Genomic DNA, 16,515 nt, shown 5'->3' on the forward strand with positions numbered 1-16,515 from the left:
TAACTAAACAATGTGAAGAATATCACAAAACATGCTCTCATCATGAAGGCATGTTTTTTTGTTGTGTGAATGATTAGGCACATTCATACATTTTTTCCATAAGATGCAGTATGAAACTAGAAATGTTCGGAGTGGAAAAGAGGGATAAAATGAGTAGTTCAGGTTATGTTCCAGATAATAAAAATTTAAAGAAAAGTTCAGGAACTCCAAACCTTTTCTTTGATTCGAGAAAAAACATCTTTTTTAAAAGGGATGAGAAAAACGTTGCATATGAAGTTACGTCAACGCAGTTACCAGCGATGATAGGAGGAGCGTTTGTTGATTTGTTTATGACAAAAGGGCATATGCGGGAACCGCATTGGCATCCGAATGCATGGGAATTAGATGTTGTAGTATCAGGAGAAGCAGTTACATCCATTTTAAATCCGGAAACGAATCAATTGCAAAATTATCATGTAAAGGCGGGGCAAACTGTCTTTATTCCAATGGGATGGTGGCATTGGATCACGGCGGTAACAGAAGAAGTACAATTACATTTGTTCTTCAATAACGATCAGTTTGAAACAGCAGAAGGATCAGACATACTTAGATTAACACCGCCAGAAGTATTTCAAGCTGCATACGGTGTAAGTGCAGAAAAATTAGGAAAGGACCTTTCGTCAATTAAGGAGTCAGTTGTAATTGGTCCTCCTAACTCCAATCGAATAAATAGCGTTAAAGAAAGTGACGATTCAAATATAATCGTTACGTTAAATGGACAAATAACGTCATGTGAAATAGAGTAACTCTTTCTTTTTTAGGAAGGGTTATTCTGTTTTGTATAATTTTATAATTCGATTCGTTATAATTATTATATAGAAGGGAATTTAGTAAAGGGGGCATATTGTGAACATATTAAAGATTATAGGAATTGTTGCAGTCGTCATTATAGTAGCTGTTATAGCTTTCTTTTTTATTATGGAGTACTATTTGTCAAAAGAAGATCCGGATTACGTTTTACAGTACATAAAAGAACATAAAGGTGATAAAAAATGCTCATTACTAATTAGAAAAAATGGGGAAGTATTAACATCTATAAATGAAAATGTAAAATTACCATTAGCGAGTACGGCAAAAATCGTAATAGCAGTTGAATTTGCTAAGCAAGTGTCAGAAGGGAAAATAAGTCGTGATGAACAAATTTCATTGCAGGAGTTAGAAAAATATTACGTTAAAAACACTGATGGTGGAGCGCATCCTAACTGGTTAGAAGATGTCAAAACGAGAGAATTAGTGAAAAATGGACAAATCGCTTTAGAAGAAGTCGCTAAAGGGATGATTCATTATAGCTCTAATGCAAATACAACATATTTGTTAGATAAGCTTGGAATAGAAAGGGTAAATGATAGTTTAAAAGAATTAGAGCTTACTAGTCATGACAAGTTCTCTTCGTATACTGCTTCACTATATATGAGAGGGTATGTAGAAAAAGAGCTTCATGAGCCAGAAAATCGATCGTTAGAAATGATACGTAACATGTCAAAGGATGAGTATAATAAACATGTTTTACAAATTCATGAATGGATGAAAGATGAAGAAGAATGGAAAAAACGGGATATCCCCTTAAAAGTAGATATGGAATTTCAGCGAATTTGGTCAGATCGATTAGTAGGTGCAAACGCTAAAGATTATATGAGTATAATGGAAAAGATAAATAGTAGAAATTATTTTCCAAAAACAATGCAAGAAGAAATCGAGAATGTTTTCAAAGGAACCGTTAATAATAGTAAGTTAGAATACGCTGGTCAAAAAGGTGGCTCTACTGCATTCGTATTGACCAAAAGTATGTATAGTACAGATAAGAAAGGTAATAAGGTAGAAGCTGTCATTATGTTTAACGGTATAGAAGATCAAGTTGCATACCAAAAGCTGAGAAATAATATAGATTATTTTATTCAAGAGGCTATAACAGATGAAGAGTACATAATAAAATTATAATGAGATAATTTTATTATGTAAACAAGGGCGCTTTTAGAAAGTGTCCTTTTCTTTTTATCCCGCGTTAACGGACAGTAAAACTCCCACCTCAAAATTCAGTTGGAGCAAAGAAGTTAGGTGGGAGTCGGGCTGTCCGTAAACGTCCGATTGGTGAAGGCTGATAATCAGTGGGGGATGAACAAAACCCCCACTGATTAAAGTTTCACTTTATCATACAGGATTTCTTATTTGCTTCATTGAATATAGATTGAAAATAAGAAAGGAAGTTGAAAAATGACCACAATATATTTCGTTCGCCATGCCCACTCTACATATACAAAAGAAGAACGGGAACGGTCTTTATCTGAAAAAGTGCATTGTGATGCAGAGAATGTAACACACGTATTAAAAGATAAACATATTGATGTTGTGATTTCTAGCCCGTATAAAAGAGCAATTCAAACTGTACAAGGAATTGCGAATACATATCATGTATCGATACAAATAGAAGAAGATTTACGTGAAAGGTTATTAAGTACAGAGCCGGTACAGGATTTTAATGATGCTATGCAGAAAGTGTGGGGAGATTGGAATTATGCATACGAAGGCGGAGAATCAAATGATGTAGCGCAAAGACGCGCCGTAATATGTATACAAAATATATTAAAAAAATATAAAGGCAAGAATATTGTAATAGGTACTCATGGGAATATTATGGTATTACTAATGAATTATTTTGACTCGAAATATGATTTTCAGTTTTTGAAAACCCTTCATATGCCTGACGTGTATAAATTAACTTTTGATAATAATTGTTTCAGTTTAGCGGAAAGAATACCGTTTACAGATTATCAGATAAATAATTTGTAAAAGTTTATCAAAAAAAGAGGAAAGAGAGAAGTTATTGTAGAAGTATGACTTTGTAACATAAAAATTATGTGTTAAAGGAGGCTGTTTACATGTTTGAGAAAGAGAAAGAAGGGCTTATTGAAGTTCACAACGTATATGAAATTGCACCAGCAGATGGAACAATTATTGGTATGGCAACGGAAGAAGAAATGGAAATTGCTGCTGAACTAGAGCTGCAGTACTATGCCCATTCTCGTTTGCTAGAAGCAAATATTCAGTTAGACGGTTCCTCCTACAAAGAGTTACTTCAGGAGTTCCAGGAGTACGAAAGAAAATCAATGAGCTTTTGGCGAGCAATACATAAGCGTTTAGCTGTGCCATGGGCATGGGTATTACGTATTGATGTTGCGAATGGCCCTATTTATGTAAGTAATGGGAATTCGTATTACGAAGAAATCGATGATGAAGAAGATTATGAATAGATAAGTAAGGAAGCAGCGTTAGTTGCTTCCTTTTTTTATTTATAGAGATTGAACAGCCTCAATAATGATATCTGGTCGATCAATTTCGATTCCGTGACCAGCATGTTCGGCAAGTATATATTGGCTATGTATTGAGAGATGTAATTGTTCATGAATTAGTTCTTGCCACATTGATTCAAGTTGTGTCGCTTCCTCTTTTTGCATGCCGCCTTCAGTCAACTGAGTAATAGAATATTGAGGATCTCTACCGATAACGATTAATGGTATTTCTAATGTTTTATATAGCTCTTTTATTGAGTGAGCACAATTTTTCCATTCACATAGTTCAGAAGCTGTCGCTTTATATAATAGAGGAGAGGTAGAAAATTCAATGTACTGTCTTGATTGGTTAGCGAGCAAAGGTTTTAGTTTATTAAAAAGCATGTCTACATCCATTTTGGAGTATGTATTATATTTTTCAAGCCATATATCATCCGAATCAGTCTGATCAGAAATTGGTAAATGAAGTTCATCTAGTCGGTGTAAGTTCATAGAAGTAGAATCAACTAAAATAAGTGCTCGCAGCTTATCTTCATATAACATCGCAAAATGTTGTGCACATAAGCCTCCATAGGAATGACCGATTAGAATGATTGGGTCGTGAATATCTAGTTTTTGTAGTAACATATGAAATTCTTTTGTTACTTGTAATGTAGTACGTGAATGACTTCCTAGTTCACTTTTTCCGTAACCAGGGCGATGGTATGAAATGACTGTAAAGTGCTGTGAAAGCCTTTCTATAATAGGAATCCAATCATAAAATGAACAACCCATTCCGGTCTGAATAACTACCGTTTGTTTACTACTTCCTTTCATATATACTTCTATATTTTTTCCGAATACCTCTACCATTTTATGAATAATAATCCCCACCTAAGATTGAAATAATTTTTGACAAGCAAAAACAGTGCACCAAACACCTATACCAAACAGGACAGATGTACTAAGTGAAAAAGAGTTTTTTAGCCCAATATAGACGATAAATAATAGTAGTGCGGATGCAGGAAATCCATATAATACGCCTATAACAAATTGACTTAATTCTTGTTTATTCCCGCCTTCGAAAGAAATCCAAAATAGGCTTAGTAAACTAACGAGTGGAAGGGCAGCAATAAAGCCGCCTATCGCACTGTAATGTTTAGCGACTTCAGTAATAACGCCGATAATAAGTGCAGAAACGATTACTTTAACGAGGAAATGCATATTTTGCCTCCTTCGCTAATAACGAAAAGGCTTTTTCTATTAATTGTTGTTCTTCTTTTGATAACTGAGATTCTAATATTTTTATCTTTTCTTTATCTAGTAAAGTATGCTTTTCTAATACTTCAATGCCTTCTATTGTTAATGTAAGGTTCACAACTCTTTCATCTTGTTTGTTTCTTTCTTTCATGATAAATCCTTTTTGAATAAGGCGCTTTACGTGTTCAGATGCTGTGTTATGAGAGAGATTAAGCTCAGTAGCGACTTTTCCAATTGTTATATCTTTTTCACGAGAGACGAGTTGTAAAATACGAATAGCTTGATGGGAAAGGTTGTCTTCATACTCATATCGTAAGTGATAATAAATACTCTCCCAATGTTGATTGATGTCTTTCATAATGATAAGTCCTCCTATTTTTATATCGTATAATAAGATATATTCGTTAGATTAGAAATAAAATCCTTTTATTTGGATAAAAAATGTTGAAAAAGTTTATTTTTATTGAAATATAAGGTAATCTATGTGTAAAGGTATACATTTAGCAAGAGAGAGGATGATAGCTGTGAATACATTCAAATGGATGAGTCATGAACAGATGTATGTAGATGAAATACATGTTGAAAAATGTGGTCCTCTTTCAGTCGGCGTATATGGGGGAAATCAAGAGAGTGACGCATATGAACGAGGAGATGCGGTACTTGCTTGGTGGGATCCTGAATTACAATTTGAATTTGTTATGATTTTTGATACACATCATAAAACAAAAAATATAAATTATATAATAGAAGCAATTTCAGAAAGAAAAGAGAAATTAAAAGAGTTATTTTCCTACCCGATACATTTAGCTTTTCATCATACGCATATGTACTTATTAGCGTTATTTACAGATGAATTGTTTATTGAAAAATGTGATCAAGATGATGAGGAACTTGTATGTTTAATTTGTTTGCGAAAAGGCGAATTTTTATATTGGCTATCAGTTGGTGATTGCTTCGCATATTTATTCCATTCTGAGAAAACGAAGAATGGTAAAGGGCGATTAAATAAACGGAAAAATTACGAATATATTGGTAGAAAAAATATTTTCGCAGCAAATACACCCTGCTTTACGTCAGGTGTAAGAGGATTAGAAAAAGGAATGAATCACATTGTAATGGCAACGGACGGTATTTTAGAGTGTGATAAACGAAGGTTTGATGATGATCAATCTTTAGTAGAAATATTGCACGACGGAAATAGCTTGCAGATTGAACCAGTATTAACAAATGTACTACAGTGGAAAGGTAGAGATTGTGCCACAATTATTGGATGGTCCATTGACACTGAAAATAAACGATGCGCTAATTAATATAAAAGGAGTTCAAGGTTTTTACCCTTGAACTCCTTTTTGTTAAGCGATATGGATGTGATATGTTTTCAACCATTCATTTACTTGAAGCATATATTCCATAGCACTTCTTGCTTCAAAATTGTTAATTTCTTTATTGCTTCCATCGGCAATGGCAAGTAATGTGGAATGATTAATAAGTGAGAAAATAGGATTGTTTTTATTACTGCACATGTCGAGTGATAAATGACGGATTGTTTGTAAATAATGTGGGTCTTGTGAAGTTGGATAAGCACTTTTTCTTCTATTGCGTACATCGTCAGGCAAAGCTGGTTGCAGTGCTCTACGTAAAATGCCTTTTTCAATATTATCAATGCTTTTTATGTTGAAAGGAACGTTCCATAAATATTCAACTAATCGATAATCGCAAAACGGTACACGAACTTCAAACCCTACAGCCATACTCATACGGTCTTTACGGTCGAGTAAGAACGGGAGAAATCTCGTTAAAAATAAATAAAACATTTGACGTTGTTTCGCGGATTTTTTACTTTCGCCTTCAAGAGTAGGTACTTCAAGTATCGCTTCTTGGAATCGTGTATCAATATAGTTTTCTAAGTTGCATTCGTTATTTATTTCATTTAGTAGAAGAGGAGATGTATTTTTCCAATTTGTTAGCCACGGAAATTTATCTACATACAGTAATTCTTCTTGGTGAAACCAAGGGTACCCACCGAATACTTCATCAGCAGATTCTCCAGATAACGCTACAGTTGCATCTTTTTTCATTTCGCAAAATAGTAAATATAGTGAAGTTTCCATTTCACCAGCACTCGGCAAATCTTTTGCACGGAGGGGAACGAATAAGTGATTTGCTAATTCTTCAGCATTCACAATAATATCATGATGAGATGTCCCTACATGTTCAGAAACGCGCTTTACCCAAGGAGCGTCTAAACCAGTGCGAGCAAATGTTAGCTCGAAATCTTTTGCGCTATTTACAAAATCAACGGAATACGTATGAAGTGTTTTATTTTCAGCAGCAAATTCTTTCCCCGCTAGTGCAGTAATCCCGCTAGAATCTAATCCTCCTGATAACATACAGACGAGAGGAACATCGGCAATTAATTGTCTTTTTACTGTATCTTGTAAAATAGATAAAATATGTGATGCTGTATCTTCAGTAGAGTCTGTATGAGCTTTACTTTCTAAATTCCAATACTTCGTAACTACTTTTTTATCACGTGTAAACGTTATACAATGTCCAGCACGCACTTCTTGAATATGTTTAAAGACGCCACACCCTGGAGTTCGAAATAAGCCTAATCCAAATATTTCATTTATGCCATCCGCATCAATTTCAGCAGGGACAGATGGATGCACTAATAATGCTTTTATTTCAGATCCGAAAATAATGCTGTCATTTCTTTCTGTATAAAAAAGTGGCTTTACGCCTAAATGATCACGCGCTAAAAATAATTGTTGTTTCTGCTCATCCCATAAGGCAAAAGCGAAAATTCCATTCAAATGTTGTACGCAATCTTCTTTCCACTCTAAATAAGCATGTAGTAACACTTCTGTATCTGAATGCGTTTCAAATGCATGACCACATTTCCCGAGTTGCTCTCTCAGTTCACGGAAATTATAAATTTCTCCATTATAAGTAAGAGCATACGTATAATCACCAGCACGAAATGTCTTCGGCTGCGTCCCGCCTTCTGGATCAATAACAATTAAACGTCGGTGTGCAAAGGCCGCACGAGGTGAAAACCAAAATCCTTCAGCATCAGGACCACGATGCCCAATACTATTTGCCATCTTTTCTAAAATAACATGTTGATTTGAAAGATCTTCCTTCCAATCTACCCAACCTGTAATTCCACACATACACATCTCATCTCCTAATTTAAAATGTTGAAAAGTAGATTAATGAAATAAAATGTACACTAAGTTAAAGAGTGACTATATAAATAGTGTACTACATGAATTAAAAGGCAGACTTGAGAAAATTTTTTGTAATACATAGTATGTGAGACAATGGCTAAGGGAAAGTATTCCATAACATACAAAAAATAAAAAAGATGAGAGAAATTTTTTTGTAAGACGTTATATAGGGTGTAAAAGCTTTTACAAAAAAATAAGGGGAATCGCTACATGAAATCAAATGAGAAAAATTTTATAAAAAGATTACAACGGCAAAAAGAAGATGCGCTAGAATTTGTTGTCGATACATACTTACCACTCATAAAAGGAATCACGCACAAAGTTCTACTTCCAGTTCAAAATGACGGACTCATTGAGGAATGTGTAAACGATATATTTCTTTCCATTTGGAATAACGCAAATAAATTTCATGGAGAGCCAAGTGACTTTAAAAAATGGATTGCGGCGATTGCGAAATTTAAAGCGATTGATTATTACCGGAAAGCGACTAGAAAAGTAGAAATTATTTCAGATGAGTTTCATATTAGTACGGAAAAGTCAGCGGAAGACGAATTAATCGTTATGGAAGATAGGGAAGAGTTATTAAAGCTTATTAATCAATTAGAACCGTTAGATCAAAAGGTGTTCATTATGAAATATCTTCTCGGTATGAAGACAGAAGAAATAGGAGACAAGTTAGGGTTAACTCGGGCAGCGATCGATAATCGCGTGTACCGTGGGAAAAAGAAACTACAACAAAATGCTACGAATATTAGTTTTGGAGGTAGTGCCATATGAAAGACATTTATGAACTATTAAATGATATTGATATAGATGAGAAAGAACTTGAGGAAATTGAGGCTTCTGAAATTGAAAAAGAAAAAGTGAAGCGTAACTTAAAACAATCGATACGAACGAAGAAAAAGATGAAGAGTTGGAAAAAAGGTATCGCTGCTGCATCTATTTTAGTAGGATTATCAGTTGCAACGCTTGGTATCGGGTTTCCTACATATGCCGGGGGATTGCCAATTGTAGGTGATATATTCCGATTTTTAGATAATGGTAGAACAGGGTTATATGAAAATTATAAAGAGTTTTCGACTGAATTGAATATGACGAGAGAGAGTAATGGGGTTAAGGTTACAATTAATGATGTAATTTCTGATGGCAGAACATTATCTATAACGTATTCATTGGAAAGTGAGCAAGACTTAGGAGATGATCCTATCATATTAGGCGGATTGGATATAATGGACGCTCATGGTAGTTCAGGAAGTGGAAAAATGACTAAAGTTACTGAAAAAAAGTATGTAGGTATGGTAACAACGACGCACCATGATAGTAATAAAAAGGACAAAGTAAACTTTAGATGGAATATAGAGGGAATAGAGATGCCAGATAGGAAAAAATCAATACAAGGTAATTGGAATTTCGCGTTAACTGTAAAATCAGTGGATAGTAAAGAGAGAACAATTGGTGGGAGTTCGGAAAAAGAAGGTATAAAAGCAAATATGGAAAAGGTTGCAATATCGCCGGTTTCATTTATTCTTTATTACAATCAAGAAGTTTCTAAGGATGCGAGGAAAGAATGGGATAGTGTAGATGTTGAATTGACGGTTAAGGATGATTTAGGGAATGATTATTCGGGTGAAGGAAATGGAGGAAGTGGCAACGATCCTTACAATATTCGATGGAGTTCCACATTCCAAAAACTAAACGAAGATGCAACAAAGCTTATCGTTACACCTCGCGTACACTTACGAGTTCATACACCTGAAAATCATGGCGGATTGGAATATGTGAATGGAAAAGAGAAGAAAATTGAAGTGCCGAATAAAGAAGCGAAGAGCAAAGATATTGTTCTAGATGATATCGTAATTGATTTAAAGAAATAGAAGAGAGACTGCCTAAAACCGTTAGGCAGTCTTTTTTTCGTTAAGAACTAGTAACGATTAATGCATGCGGATGCTGCGTTTTATACTCATCTTTCCACGGAATGTTTAGTTGTTCCCAAGATTCGCCGCTATCATTGGATTGAAACACGCCATTGTTATTTAAAGTGTAAAATGTATGTGGTTCGGCTTCGTTTGTCGCAAACATCGAAATGACTGTACCGATTGCAGATGGTAGTCCTTGCTGTACTTGCTGGAAAGGAGTATCTTTCGTTTTTCGATAAATATAAGATTCATAAGGAATACGGTGATGAGCGAGATCGGCACTTGGCGCAGCGGAAACGAGAATCGTATCGCAATCAGCTGGATCGATAGCCATGCTGTATAAGTAATGATGCTCAAGTCCTTCGCTGCATGAAATCCAGCTGTTTCCACTGTTATAACTTTCAAGATATGCGCGATCAGCTCCGCCCATAAATCCGTCACCACATGATGCATAAAGGCGATTTGGAGCGTCAGGGTGCATAAGCAATTGATGAGCATCGATAGGAGCACCGAATTTTTTATCCATCCATGTATGCCCTCTATCATTACTTTGAATAACAGCACCTGCTTCAATTGAAACATGGATTGTCTTTGGAGTGTTTGGATCAACTGTAATCCAGCGAACGTGATGGGTGAAAGGTCTAGGCGGAAAAGCCCACGTATAAGAAGATAATAATGATTTCATATTTTTAAGTTCAGTCCACGTTTCACCACCATTTTCTGAACGGAATAAAGCGCTCGGTTCTGTGCCGACATAAACGACGCCATAGCCATTAACTTGTTCATTTGAGCTTATCGTTATGGAAGTGATAGAGGAGTGCAGAATACCATCTTCTTTAGGGAAATCAAAGTAACGATAGGAATCTCCAATCGGTCTCCACGAATCTCCACCATCGTCGCTTAACCATAAACCTCGTCCAAATGTTCCGCAATATACACGGTTTTGTTGGAATGGATCAACTGCAATACAAGTAGGCTGCATATTTTGTAAGTGATAGGATGCTTCATAGTTACCATATCGTTCTTTTACAACAACAAGTTCACGCTCCATACAGAGAAATAAACGTTTCATATTAGTAACCTCCTCAAATTTCTTTCATTAGTAAACAATATGAAGTTGAAAAAGAAGTAGTCTTATTTTTTGTTGAGAAAAAGGACTTGTTTGAAAAATAGCGAAGTGTATAGATAGAGGAAGCGGACGTTTATGGGCGTTAATTCGGGATAAAGATGGGAAGTTTGTTTCATACTAACATACAGATATTGCACTTAAAGGAGCATTTGTATGGGACATTCACATGATCACGGTAATTCTAACAATAAAAAGGCGTTACTAATTGCTTTCGTACTAACGACAAGTTTTATGATTGCTGAAGTTATTGGAGGATTTGTAACAAATAGTTTAGCACTACTATCTGATGCGGGGCATATGTTAAGTGATGCGGTATCTTTAGCTTTAAGTTTACTTGCGTTCAAGCTTGGAGAAAAGACAGCAACAGCTGCGAAAACATACGGGTATAAGCGAGTCGAAATGTTAGCGGCATTATGTAACGGTGTCGTTCTTATTGTCATTTCAGTGTACATTTTTATTGAAGCAATTCGCCGTTTTACAGAACCAGTTGAGATTGCTAGTAATGGGATGCTCATTATTGCTGTACTTGGTCTGCTTGTTAATATTTTATCAGCTTGGATATTAATGAGAGGCGGAGATGTGAAAGGTAATTTGAATTTAAGAAGTGCTTTCTTACACGTATTAGGCGATCTATTAGGATCAGTCGGAGCGATTATTGCAGCGCTATGTATTAAATTTTTCGGATGGACTGCTGCAGATGCGATTGCTAGTATTCTTGTGTCTATTTTAGTCATTATTAGTGGATGGCGTGTAACACGTGATACAGTCCATATATTAATGGAAGGTGCACCACAGCACATAAATGTTGAAGAGGTAAAAAATACATTATTAAATATTACGATTGTAAAAGAAGTTCATGATTTGCACATATGGTCTGTCACATCTGATTTTCAAGTATTAACTTGCCATCTGATTATTAAAGGTAATGAAACGCAAAGTGTATTAAAAGAGGCTACGGATGTATTAAAGGAGAAGTTTCATGTAGAACATGTCACCATTCAAGTAGAAATAGATGGTGAATTTAATCATAGTGAGACAACTTGCAAAGTATGAAAGAAAAAGGATAAGAAAAAGTGTCATAACATTTTTCGCGGGGCATACATATATATAATGTGGCCACAAATACTTTGTAAGGTAAATATTTCATGAAATTACTTTACTTATAAAGAGTCATCTTTTATAATCAGAAGTGGTAATTGATAAAGATTATCATTTTCAATGATCGTAGAAAGGAGTTTTTTAAAAGATGAGTAGTCAACTCCGTTTTGCTGTTGAAAATCGTAAGAGGCATTTAATTGATGAGTTAATTGGAGCAGGTGTGTTTAAGATTCGCGACCGACAATTATACGAGCTGTCTTTAGAGGAATTGGAAAAAGAGTACGAAGATATGGAAGAATATGCAGATATTCAGGCATAACTATATAGATTAGTAAAAGGTGAGCTGGTTACGATTTTGTGTAACCAGCTCTATTCTTATTTCATAGAAATTATTTTCTGTATTTCTTTCATTGGACGGAGCCAGTTTTGAGACATCATTTGTTCCATTTGTTGTTCGTTCTGCTTTTGCAGTGCTTGAATGATTGATTGATGTTCTTCAATAGATTGACTTGCTGGAACAAAGTTTTGGAAAAACAAATATTCAAGGCGTAAAACGTGGAGTTGCATATTTTCTAAAAAAGGTTCGATATATTGGTTTTTAGCAATGGAAGCGATTGTATTGTGAAATTGTATATCTAGTTGTAAAGCTTGTTTTGAGTTTTTTTTCTCTATAGAGCGCTGAAAATCATCATTAATTACAGAAAGAAGTTGAATATCAGCGTCTGTAATCTTTTGAAGTGCTTGCTTTCCTATTATAGAGTGAAGACCAGCCATCGTTTCATAAATGATAGGAATGTCGTCTAACTTAATAGGAGAAATTTTCGTTTTTTGCCCAGGTACCATTTCCACTAATCCAGAAAGCTCTAATATTTGAAGTGCTTCTCTTACAGGTGTTCTGCTTACTCCTAGTGCTTCAGCCAATTCCCCATCATTAATTTTTTCATCAGGTTGCAGTATACCTTCAATAATCCAATCTTGTAGTTGATTTAAAACGAGTGATTTTGCCGAAACTCTTCCTTGTTTTTTATAATTTTGAGGGACAGGCATAGTGAATTCAATCCTTTCATTGTATATTTTCCTTCTTCTCATGAACAAGACTTAATTTTGGTTTCCCTTCATCCGGTTTTTGACTTAAGATGAGCACCATTACAATGACACAAAAAGCGCCTAATAACTGAAAAGATTGAAACGGTACGTGCAATATAAGTACAGAAGAAATAATAGCTGCGAGTGGTTCTGTACAACCGAATAATGTTGTTTCTTTCGGAGTAAGGTATCGTATGCTGTCTAAGTATAAATAAAATGCTATAAGTGTTCCGAAAATGACGACAAATGTGATGAGCGGTAGGGTACTTAGTTTTACATACTTCATAGTTGATAATAAAATGAATTCTTTCGTAGAAATAAATTGTACAATTGTTACACCAATACCCCCAATAATCATGCCCCATCCAACGATAACAGAGGAAGACCATCTTTCTAGTAATTCCTTTGAATATAAACTATAAAAAGCAAGAGATAATCCAGATAAAATACCCCAAATAATAGCTGGTGTAGAAACAGCTAAGTTATGAACGGAACCGTTTGTTAGTAAGAGAAAAGTGCCTATTAATGAAAGGGCAATTGAAATGAAATCAATTTTTGATGGCCGAACGTTCCATTTGAAAAGTAAGTATACAGTAATAAATATAGGAGCTAAATATTGCAATAATGTTGCGACGGCAGCATTTCCTTCTTTTATAGAAGCGAAGTACGTGTACTGTACAGCAAGCATACCGAATAGGCCAAACAAAATCATTTTAATAGCATCAGATTTTTGTTTCCATATGCCGAATATTTCTTTTTTTCTCGTTCCGAATGATGAAATAATGAGCAAGATAACGCCAGATATAAGCAATCGAATTGTAACTAACCATTCAGTAGAAATATGTTCATATTGAAAAAGTTGTTGTGCAGCTGTTCCGGACAAGCCCCATAAACAAGCACCAATTACAACCATAATGATTCCTTTTAAACGATTTGGATCCATAATGTATAAAGTCCTCCTTTCAAAATATATATTGGATACAATATGCAATATATCACGGAGTGTATAAAAAATAAACTGAAATTTCTTTCTTAATGTAAAGTTGTTATTTAAATTAAAGAAAATTTGTTAATTAAGATAACGATAAAATAAAAAAGGCTTCTGTTGACGGAAGCCTTTTTATTTTAGATTATGAAGTGTAAGTATAAGCTGGAATAGGGTCAACAAATGTATTCCAGTTTTGTTCCATTTCCATTTCCTTTTCTGTTAGTAGACAATCATCTAATGATTGTTCAATCACAGAACGATTCATATCAATACCGATAAATACGAGCTCAGTTATTCGATCTCCATATCGCTCGTCCCAGTTTTTCAATACTTCGGGTTCTTCTGAAATAATTTGATTTCTTTCAGTTTCAGGTAATGCCGCTATCCATTCACCGGCTCCTTGAATTGTAATAGAGGAACCTGCTTGAGATAGAAGCCCTATCATATTATTACGAGATGCGAGCCAGAAAAAGCCTTTCGCTCTTACAACATCTACAGGCCATTTTTTTAGCCAATTCATAAGGCGCTCAGGATGGAAAGGGGATTTACGACGGTACACAAAGGAATTGATACTATATTCTTCAGTTTCGGGTGTATGATGTTCACTATTTAGTTCTTGCATCCAGCCCGCCGATTGACTCGCTTCCTCATAATTGAATAAACTTGTATTTAAAATTTCTTGCAATGGTACGTTGCTAAATGAAGCTTCAATAATTTTTGCACCGGGATTTAATTTTTGTAATAAATGATGCAGTTCTATCCTATCTTCTTTTTCTATTAAATCAATTTTATTAAGAATAATGACATTCGCAAATTCAATTTGGTCTATTAGTAAATCTATAACTTCTCGAGTATCATTTTCATCGATAGCCTGTTTACGGTCTAATAAACTTTCACCATCTGCAAAATCATCCCAAAATTTATTTGCATCTACAACTGTAACCATCGTATCGAGGCGACAATTTTTCGTTAAATCGATACGAAGTACTTCGTCAGTATAAGTAAATGTTTGGGCAACTGGAATCGGCTCACTTATACCTGAAGATTCAATAACTATATAGTCAATATCATCGTTTTCAACAAGCCGACTCACTTCTATCATTAAATCTTCTCGTAGTGTACAGCAGATACAACCATTTTGAATTTCTACTAATTTCTCTTCCGTACGTGAAAACCCACCTTTTTTTATAAGCGACGCATCAATGTTTAGTTCACTCATATCATTAACGATAACAGCCACTTTTAAGTTGCTCTTATTAGCCAAAATATGATGTAGTAGAGTGGTTTTTCCAGCTCCTAGAAAACCATTTAATACAGTGATAGGTACTTTTTTCATAAAATGATCTCTCCTTTAAATCGTAATGATTACGTTTTATATTAAATGATAAAAAAGAAAAAATCAATAATAAATCATAATGATTACGATTTAAGAATAGGAATAAACTATCAAATTTGTGCTGTAGTAGTGTAGGGGATTTGGACAAGTATACGGTCTAATATGAATAAAGTGGGGGGGATCATATTGGTTTTTAATAGAGCTTCAAAAGAATTAATAGGAATAGTCCTTATTGCTATTTTTCTTTTTTTATTATTTTTCGTAGATTTTACAAGTTTAGCAAATTTGCATAAAAGTATGCCAAAAGAATGGTTGAATGTGAATACGGTGTTTTTAAGTATTATATTTGAAGCAATACCTTTTATTTTATTAGGGGTAATTATTTCTTCTCTCATTCAAGTGTTTGTGACGGAAGATATGATTCAAAAAGTAATGCCGAAATCACAGATTGTTGCAATGATTCCAGCGGTATTTGTCGGAATCATTTTTCCAATGTGTGAATGTGTCATTATACCAATCGTAAGAAGACTTATTCAAAAAGGACTCCCTCTTCATGTAGGAATTGTAATTTTATTGAGTGCACCTATTATGAATCCGATTGTTCTTTTATCTACCGTATATGCATTTCAAAAAAATGATGTAGTTGTATATGCACGCTTTGGGATAACAATTTGTGCGGCGCTATTAGTAGGGCTAATTGTGTATTATTTCTATCGTGGGGAAAATATTTTAAAAGATATAGAGAATCCGGTTCAGAAAAAAGAAAAAAAGGGCTGGGGGAATGTTGTGAATCACACTGTAGATGAGTTTTTTGATACGGGTAAATATTTGTTGATTGGTGCTTTTTTTGCGAGTGTATTTCAAACATTTTTTGATCGAAATGTACTTGATACAGTGGTGCATAATGAAGTGATTTCCCCAATTATTATGATGGGATTGGGTTATGTTTTATCAATTTGCTCAGCAGCCGATGCATTTATAGCGGCATCTTTTGGACATGTTTTCTCTGTAAAAGCACTTCTCGCATTTCTTGTATTTGGACCTATGCTTGATATGAAAAATACGTTAATGCTATTTGCGTATTTTCAAAAGAAATTTGTATTCTTTTTGATCGGAATTATTATTTTATCAGTGTACACAATCTTGCAAATTACAACGTTATAG

18 protein-coding genes are annotated in these 16,515 nt (G+C 34.6%); 10 read left to right on the forward strand and 8 right to left on the reverse strand.

Going from position 1 to position 16,515, the window contains the following annotated elements:
- The first annotated feature begins 149 nt into the window (after positions 1-149).
- From FS742_RS01225 to FS742_RS01240, 4 genes are all read left to right on the forward strand, one after another.
- Positions 150-785: a cupin domain-containing protein gene (locus FS742_RS01225; RefSeq protein WP_144610829.1), complete on the forward strand. Its 636-nt coding sequence runs from the start codon at positions 150-152 to the stop codon at positions 783-785.
- 100 nt (positions 786-885) lie between these two features.
- Entirely contained in the window at positions 886-1,977 is a 1,092-nt protein-coding gene (locus tag FS742_RS01230) for a serine hydrolase (protein ID WP_144610831.1), read from the forward strand.
- 273 nt (positions 1,978-2,250) lie between these two features.
- Positions 2,251-2,826 carry a histidine phosphatase family protein gene (locus FS742_RS01235; protein WP_144610833.1) on the forward strand — a complete coding sequence of 192 codons (576 nt, stop codon included), beginning with the start codon at positions 2,251-2,253 and terminating at the stop codon, positions 2,824-2,826.
- 89 nt (positions 2,827-2,915) lie between these two features.
- Positions 2,916-3,287, forward strand: coding sequence for a hypothetical protein (locus tag FS742_RS01240; RefSeq protein ID WP_000461767.1), 372 nt, complete (start codon positions 2,916-2,918; stop codon positions 3,285-3,287).
- Positions 3,288-3,326: 39 nt separating this feature from the next.
- Here the strand turns inward: FS742_RS01240 and FS742_RS01245 are convergent, their stop codons facing one another.
- Genes FS742_RS01245 through FS742_RS01255 form a run of 3 tightly spaced genes read right to left on the reverse strand, consistent with a single transcriptional unit; the run spans position 3,327 to position 4,923 of the window.
- Entirely contained in the window at positions 3,327-4,142 is an 816-nt protein-coding gene (locus FS742_RS01245) for an alpha/beta fold hydrolase (protein WP_260869642.1), read from the reverse strand.
- Between the two features lie 57 nt (positions 4,143-4,199).
- Positions 4,200-4,529 carry a DUF3147 family protein gene (locus FS742_RS01250; RefSeq protein WP_144610837.1) on the reverse strand — a complete coding sequence of 110 codons (330 nt, stop codon included), beginning with the start codon at positions 4,527-4,529 and terminating at the stop codon, positions 4,200-4,202.
- Positions 4,513-4,923, reverse strand: coding sequence for a MarR family winged helix-turn-helix transcriptional regulator (locus FS742_RS01255; RefSeq protein ID WP_144610839.1), 411 nt, complete (start codon positions 4,921-4,923; stop codon positions 4,513-4,515). Before FS742_RS01255 ends, FS742_RS01250 begins: the two co-directional genes overlap by 17 nt.
- Positions 4,924-5,047: 124 nt before the next feature.
- On the opposite strand from FS742_RS01255, the gene FS742_RS01260 reads away from it, so the two are divergent.
- Positions 5,048-5,875, forward strand: a complete 828-nt coding sequence (locus FS742_RS01260) for a PP2C family serine/threonine-protein phosphatase (protein ID WP_144610841.1) — start codon at positions 5,048-5,050, stop codon at positions 5,873-5,875.
- 42 nt (positions 5,876-5,917) lie between these two features.
- On the opposite strand, the gene asnB is transcribed toward FS742_RS01260, so the two are convergent.
- Entirely contained in the window at positions 5,918-7,741 is a 1,824-nt protein-coding gene (gene asnB / locus FS742_RS01265) for an asparagine synthase (glutamine-hydrolyzing) (protein ID WP_144610843.1), read from the reverse strand.
- A 267-nt stretch (positions 7,742-8,008) separates the two neighbouring features.
- Here asnB and FS742_RS01270 point away from each other — a divergent pair, with 267 nt between their 5' ends.
- Together FS742_RS01270 and FS742_RS01275 are read left to right on the forward strand one after the other, a co-directional pair.
- A complete protein-coding gene (locus FS742_RS01270) occupies positions 8,009-8,575 on the forward strand; it encodes a sigma-70 family RNA polymerase sigma factor (RefSeq protein ID WP_000840022.1) in 567 nt (188 codons plus the stop codon).
- Entirely contained in the window at positions 8,572-9,672 is a 1,101-nt protein-coding gene (locus FS742_RS01275) for a DUF4179 domain-containing protein (RefSeq protein ID WP_144610845.1), read from the forward strand. The genes FS742_RS01270 and FS742_RS01275 overlap by 4 nt, the downstream gene beginning before the upstream one ends.
- Before the next feature lie 40 nt (positions 9,673-9,712).
- On the opposite strand, the gene FS742_RS01280 is transcribed toward FS742_RS01275, so the two are convergent.
- Positions 9,713-10,786, reverse strand: a complete 1,074-nt coding sequence (locus FS742_RS01280; RefSeq protein WP_144610847.1) for a beta propeller repeat protein — start codon at positions 10,784-10,786, stop codon at positions 9,713-9,715.
- A 210-nt stretch (positions 10,787-10,996) separates the two neighbouring features.
- On the opposite strand from FS742_RS01280, the gene FS742_RS01285 reads away from it, so the two are divergent.
- Positions 10,997-11,896 carry a cation diffusion facilitator family transporter gene (locus tag FS742_RS01285; protein ID WP_144610849.1) on the forward strand — a complete coding sequence of 300 codons (900 nt, stop codon included), beginning with the start codon at positions 10,997-10,999 and terminating at the stop codon, positions 11,894-11,896.
- A gap of 193 nt (positions 11,897-12,089) precedes the next feature.
- Positions 12,090-12,260 carry a Fur-regulated basic protein FbpA gene (gene fbpA / locus FS742_RS01290; RefSeq protein WP_000098304.1) on the forward strand — a complete coding sequence of 57 codons (171 nt, stop codon included), beginning with the start codon at positions 12,090-12,092 and terminating at the stop codon, positions 12,258-12,260.
- Between the two features lie 56 nt (positions 12,261-12,316).
- Here the strand turns inward: fbpA and FS742_RS01295 are convergent, their stop codons facing one another.
- The 3 genes from FS742_RS01295 to FS742_RS01305 all read right to left on the reverse strand — a co-directional run bounded on the left by FS742_RS01295 (position 12,317) and on the right by FS742_RS01305 (position 15,351).
- Positions 12,317-12,988 carry a GntR family transcriptional regulator gene (locus FS742_RS01295; protein WP_144610851.1) on the reverse strand — a complete coding sequence of 224 codons (672 nt, stop codon included), beginning with the start codon at positions 12,986-12,988 and terminating at the stop codon, positions 12,317-12,319.
- A gap of 16 nt (positions 12,989-13,004) precedes the next feature.
- On the reverse strand, positions 13,005-13,970 hold the full coding sequence (locus tag FS742_RS01300) for a DMT family transporter (RefSeq protein WP_144610853.1): 966 nt from the start codon (positions 13,968-13,970) through the stop codon (positions 13,005-13,007).
- A 187-nt stretch (positions 13,971-14,157) separates the two neighbouring features.
- Complete coding sequence (locus FS742_RS01305) at positions 14,158-15,351, reverse strand: GTP-binding protein (RefSeq protein WP_144610855.1); 1,194 nt, start codon at positions 15,349-15,351, stop codon at positions 14,158-14,160.
- 186 nt (positions 15,352-15,537) lie between these two features.
- On the opposite strand from FS742_RS01305, the gene FS742_RS01315 reads away from it, so the two are divergent.
- Positions 15,538-16,515 carry a permease gene (locus tag FS742_RS01315; RefSeq protein ID WP_144610857.1) on the forward strand — a complete coding sequence of 326 codons (978 nt, stop codon included), beginning with the start codon at positions 15,538-15,540 and terminating at the stop codon, positions 16,513-16,515.

It is taken from the genome of Bacillus cereus, assembly GCF_007678085.1.
Lineage (GTDB): Bacteria > Bacillota > Bacilli > Bacillales > Bacillaceae_G > Bacillus_A > Bacillus_A cereus_BE.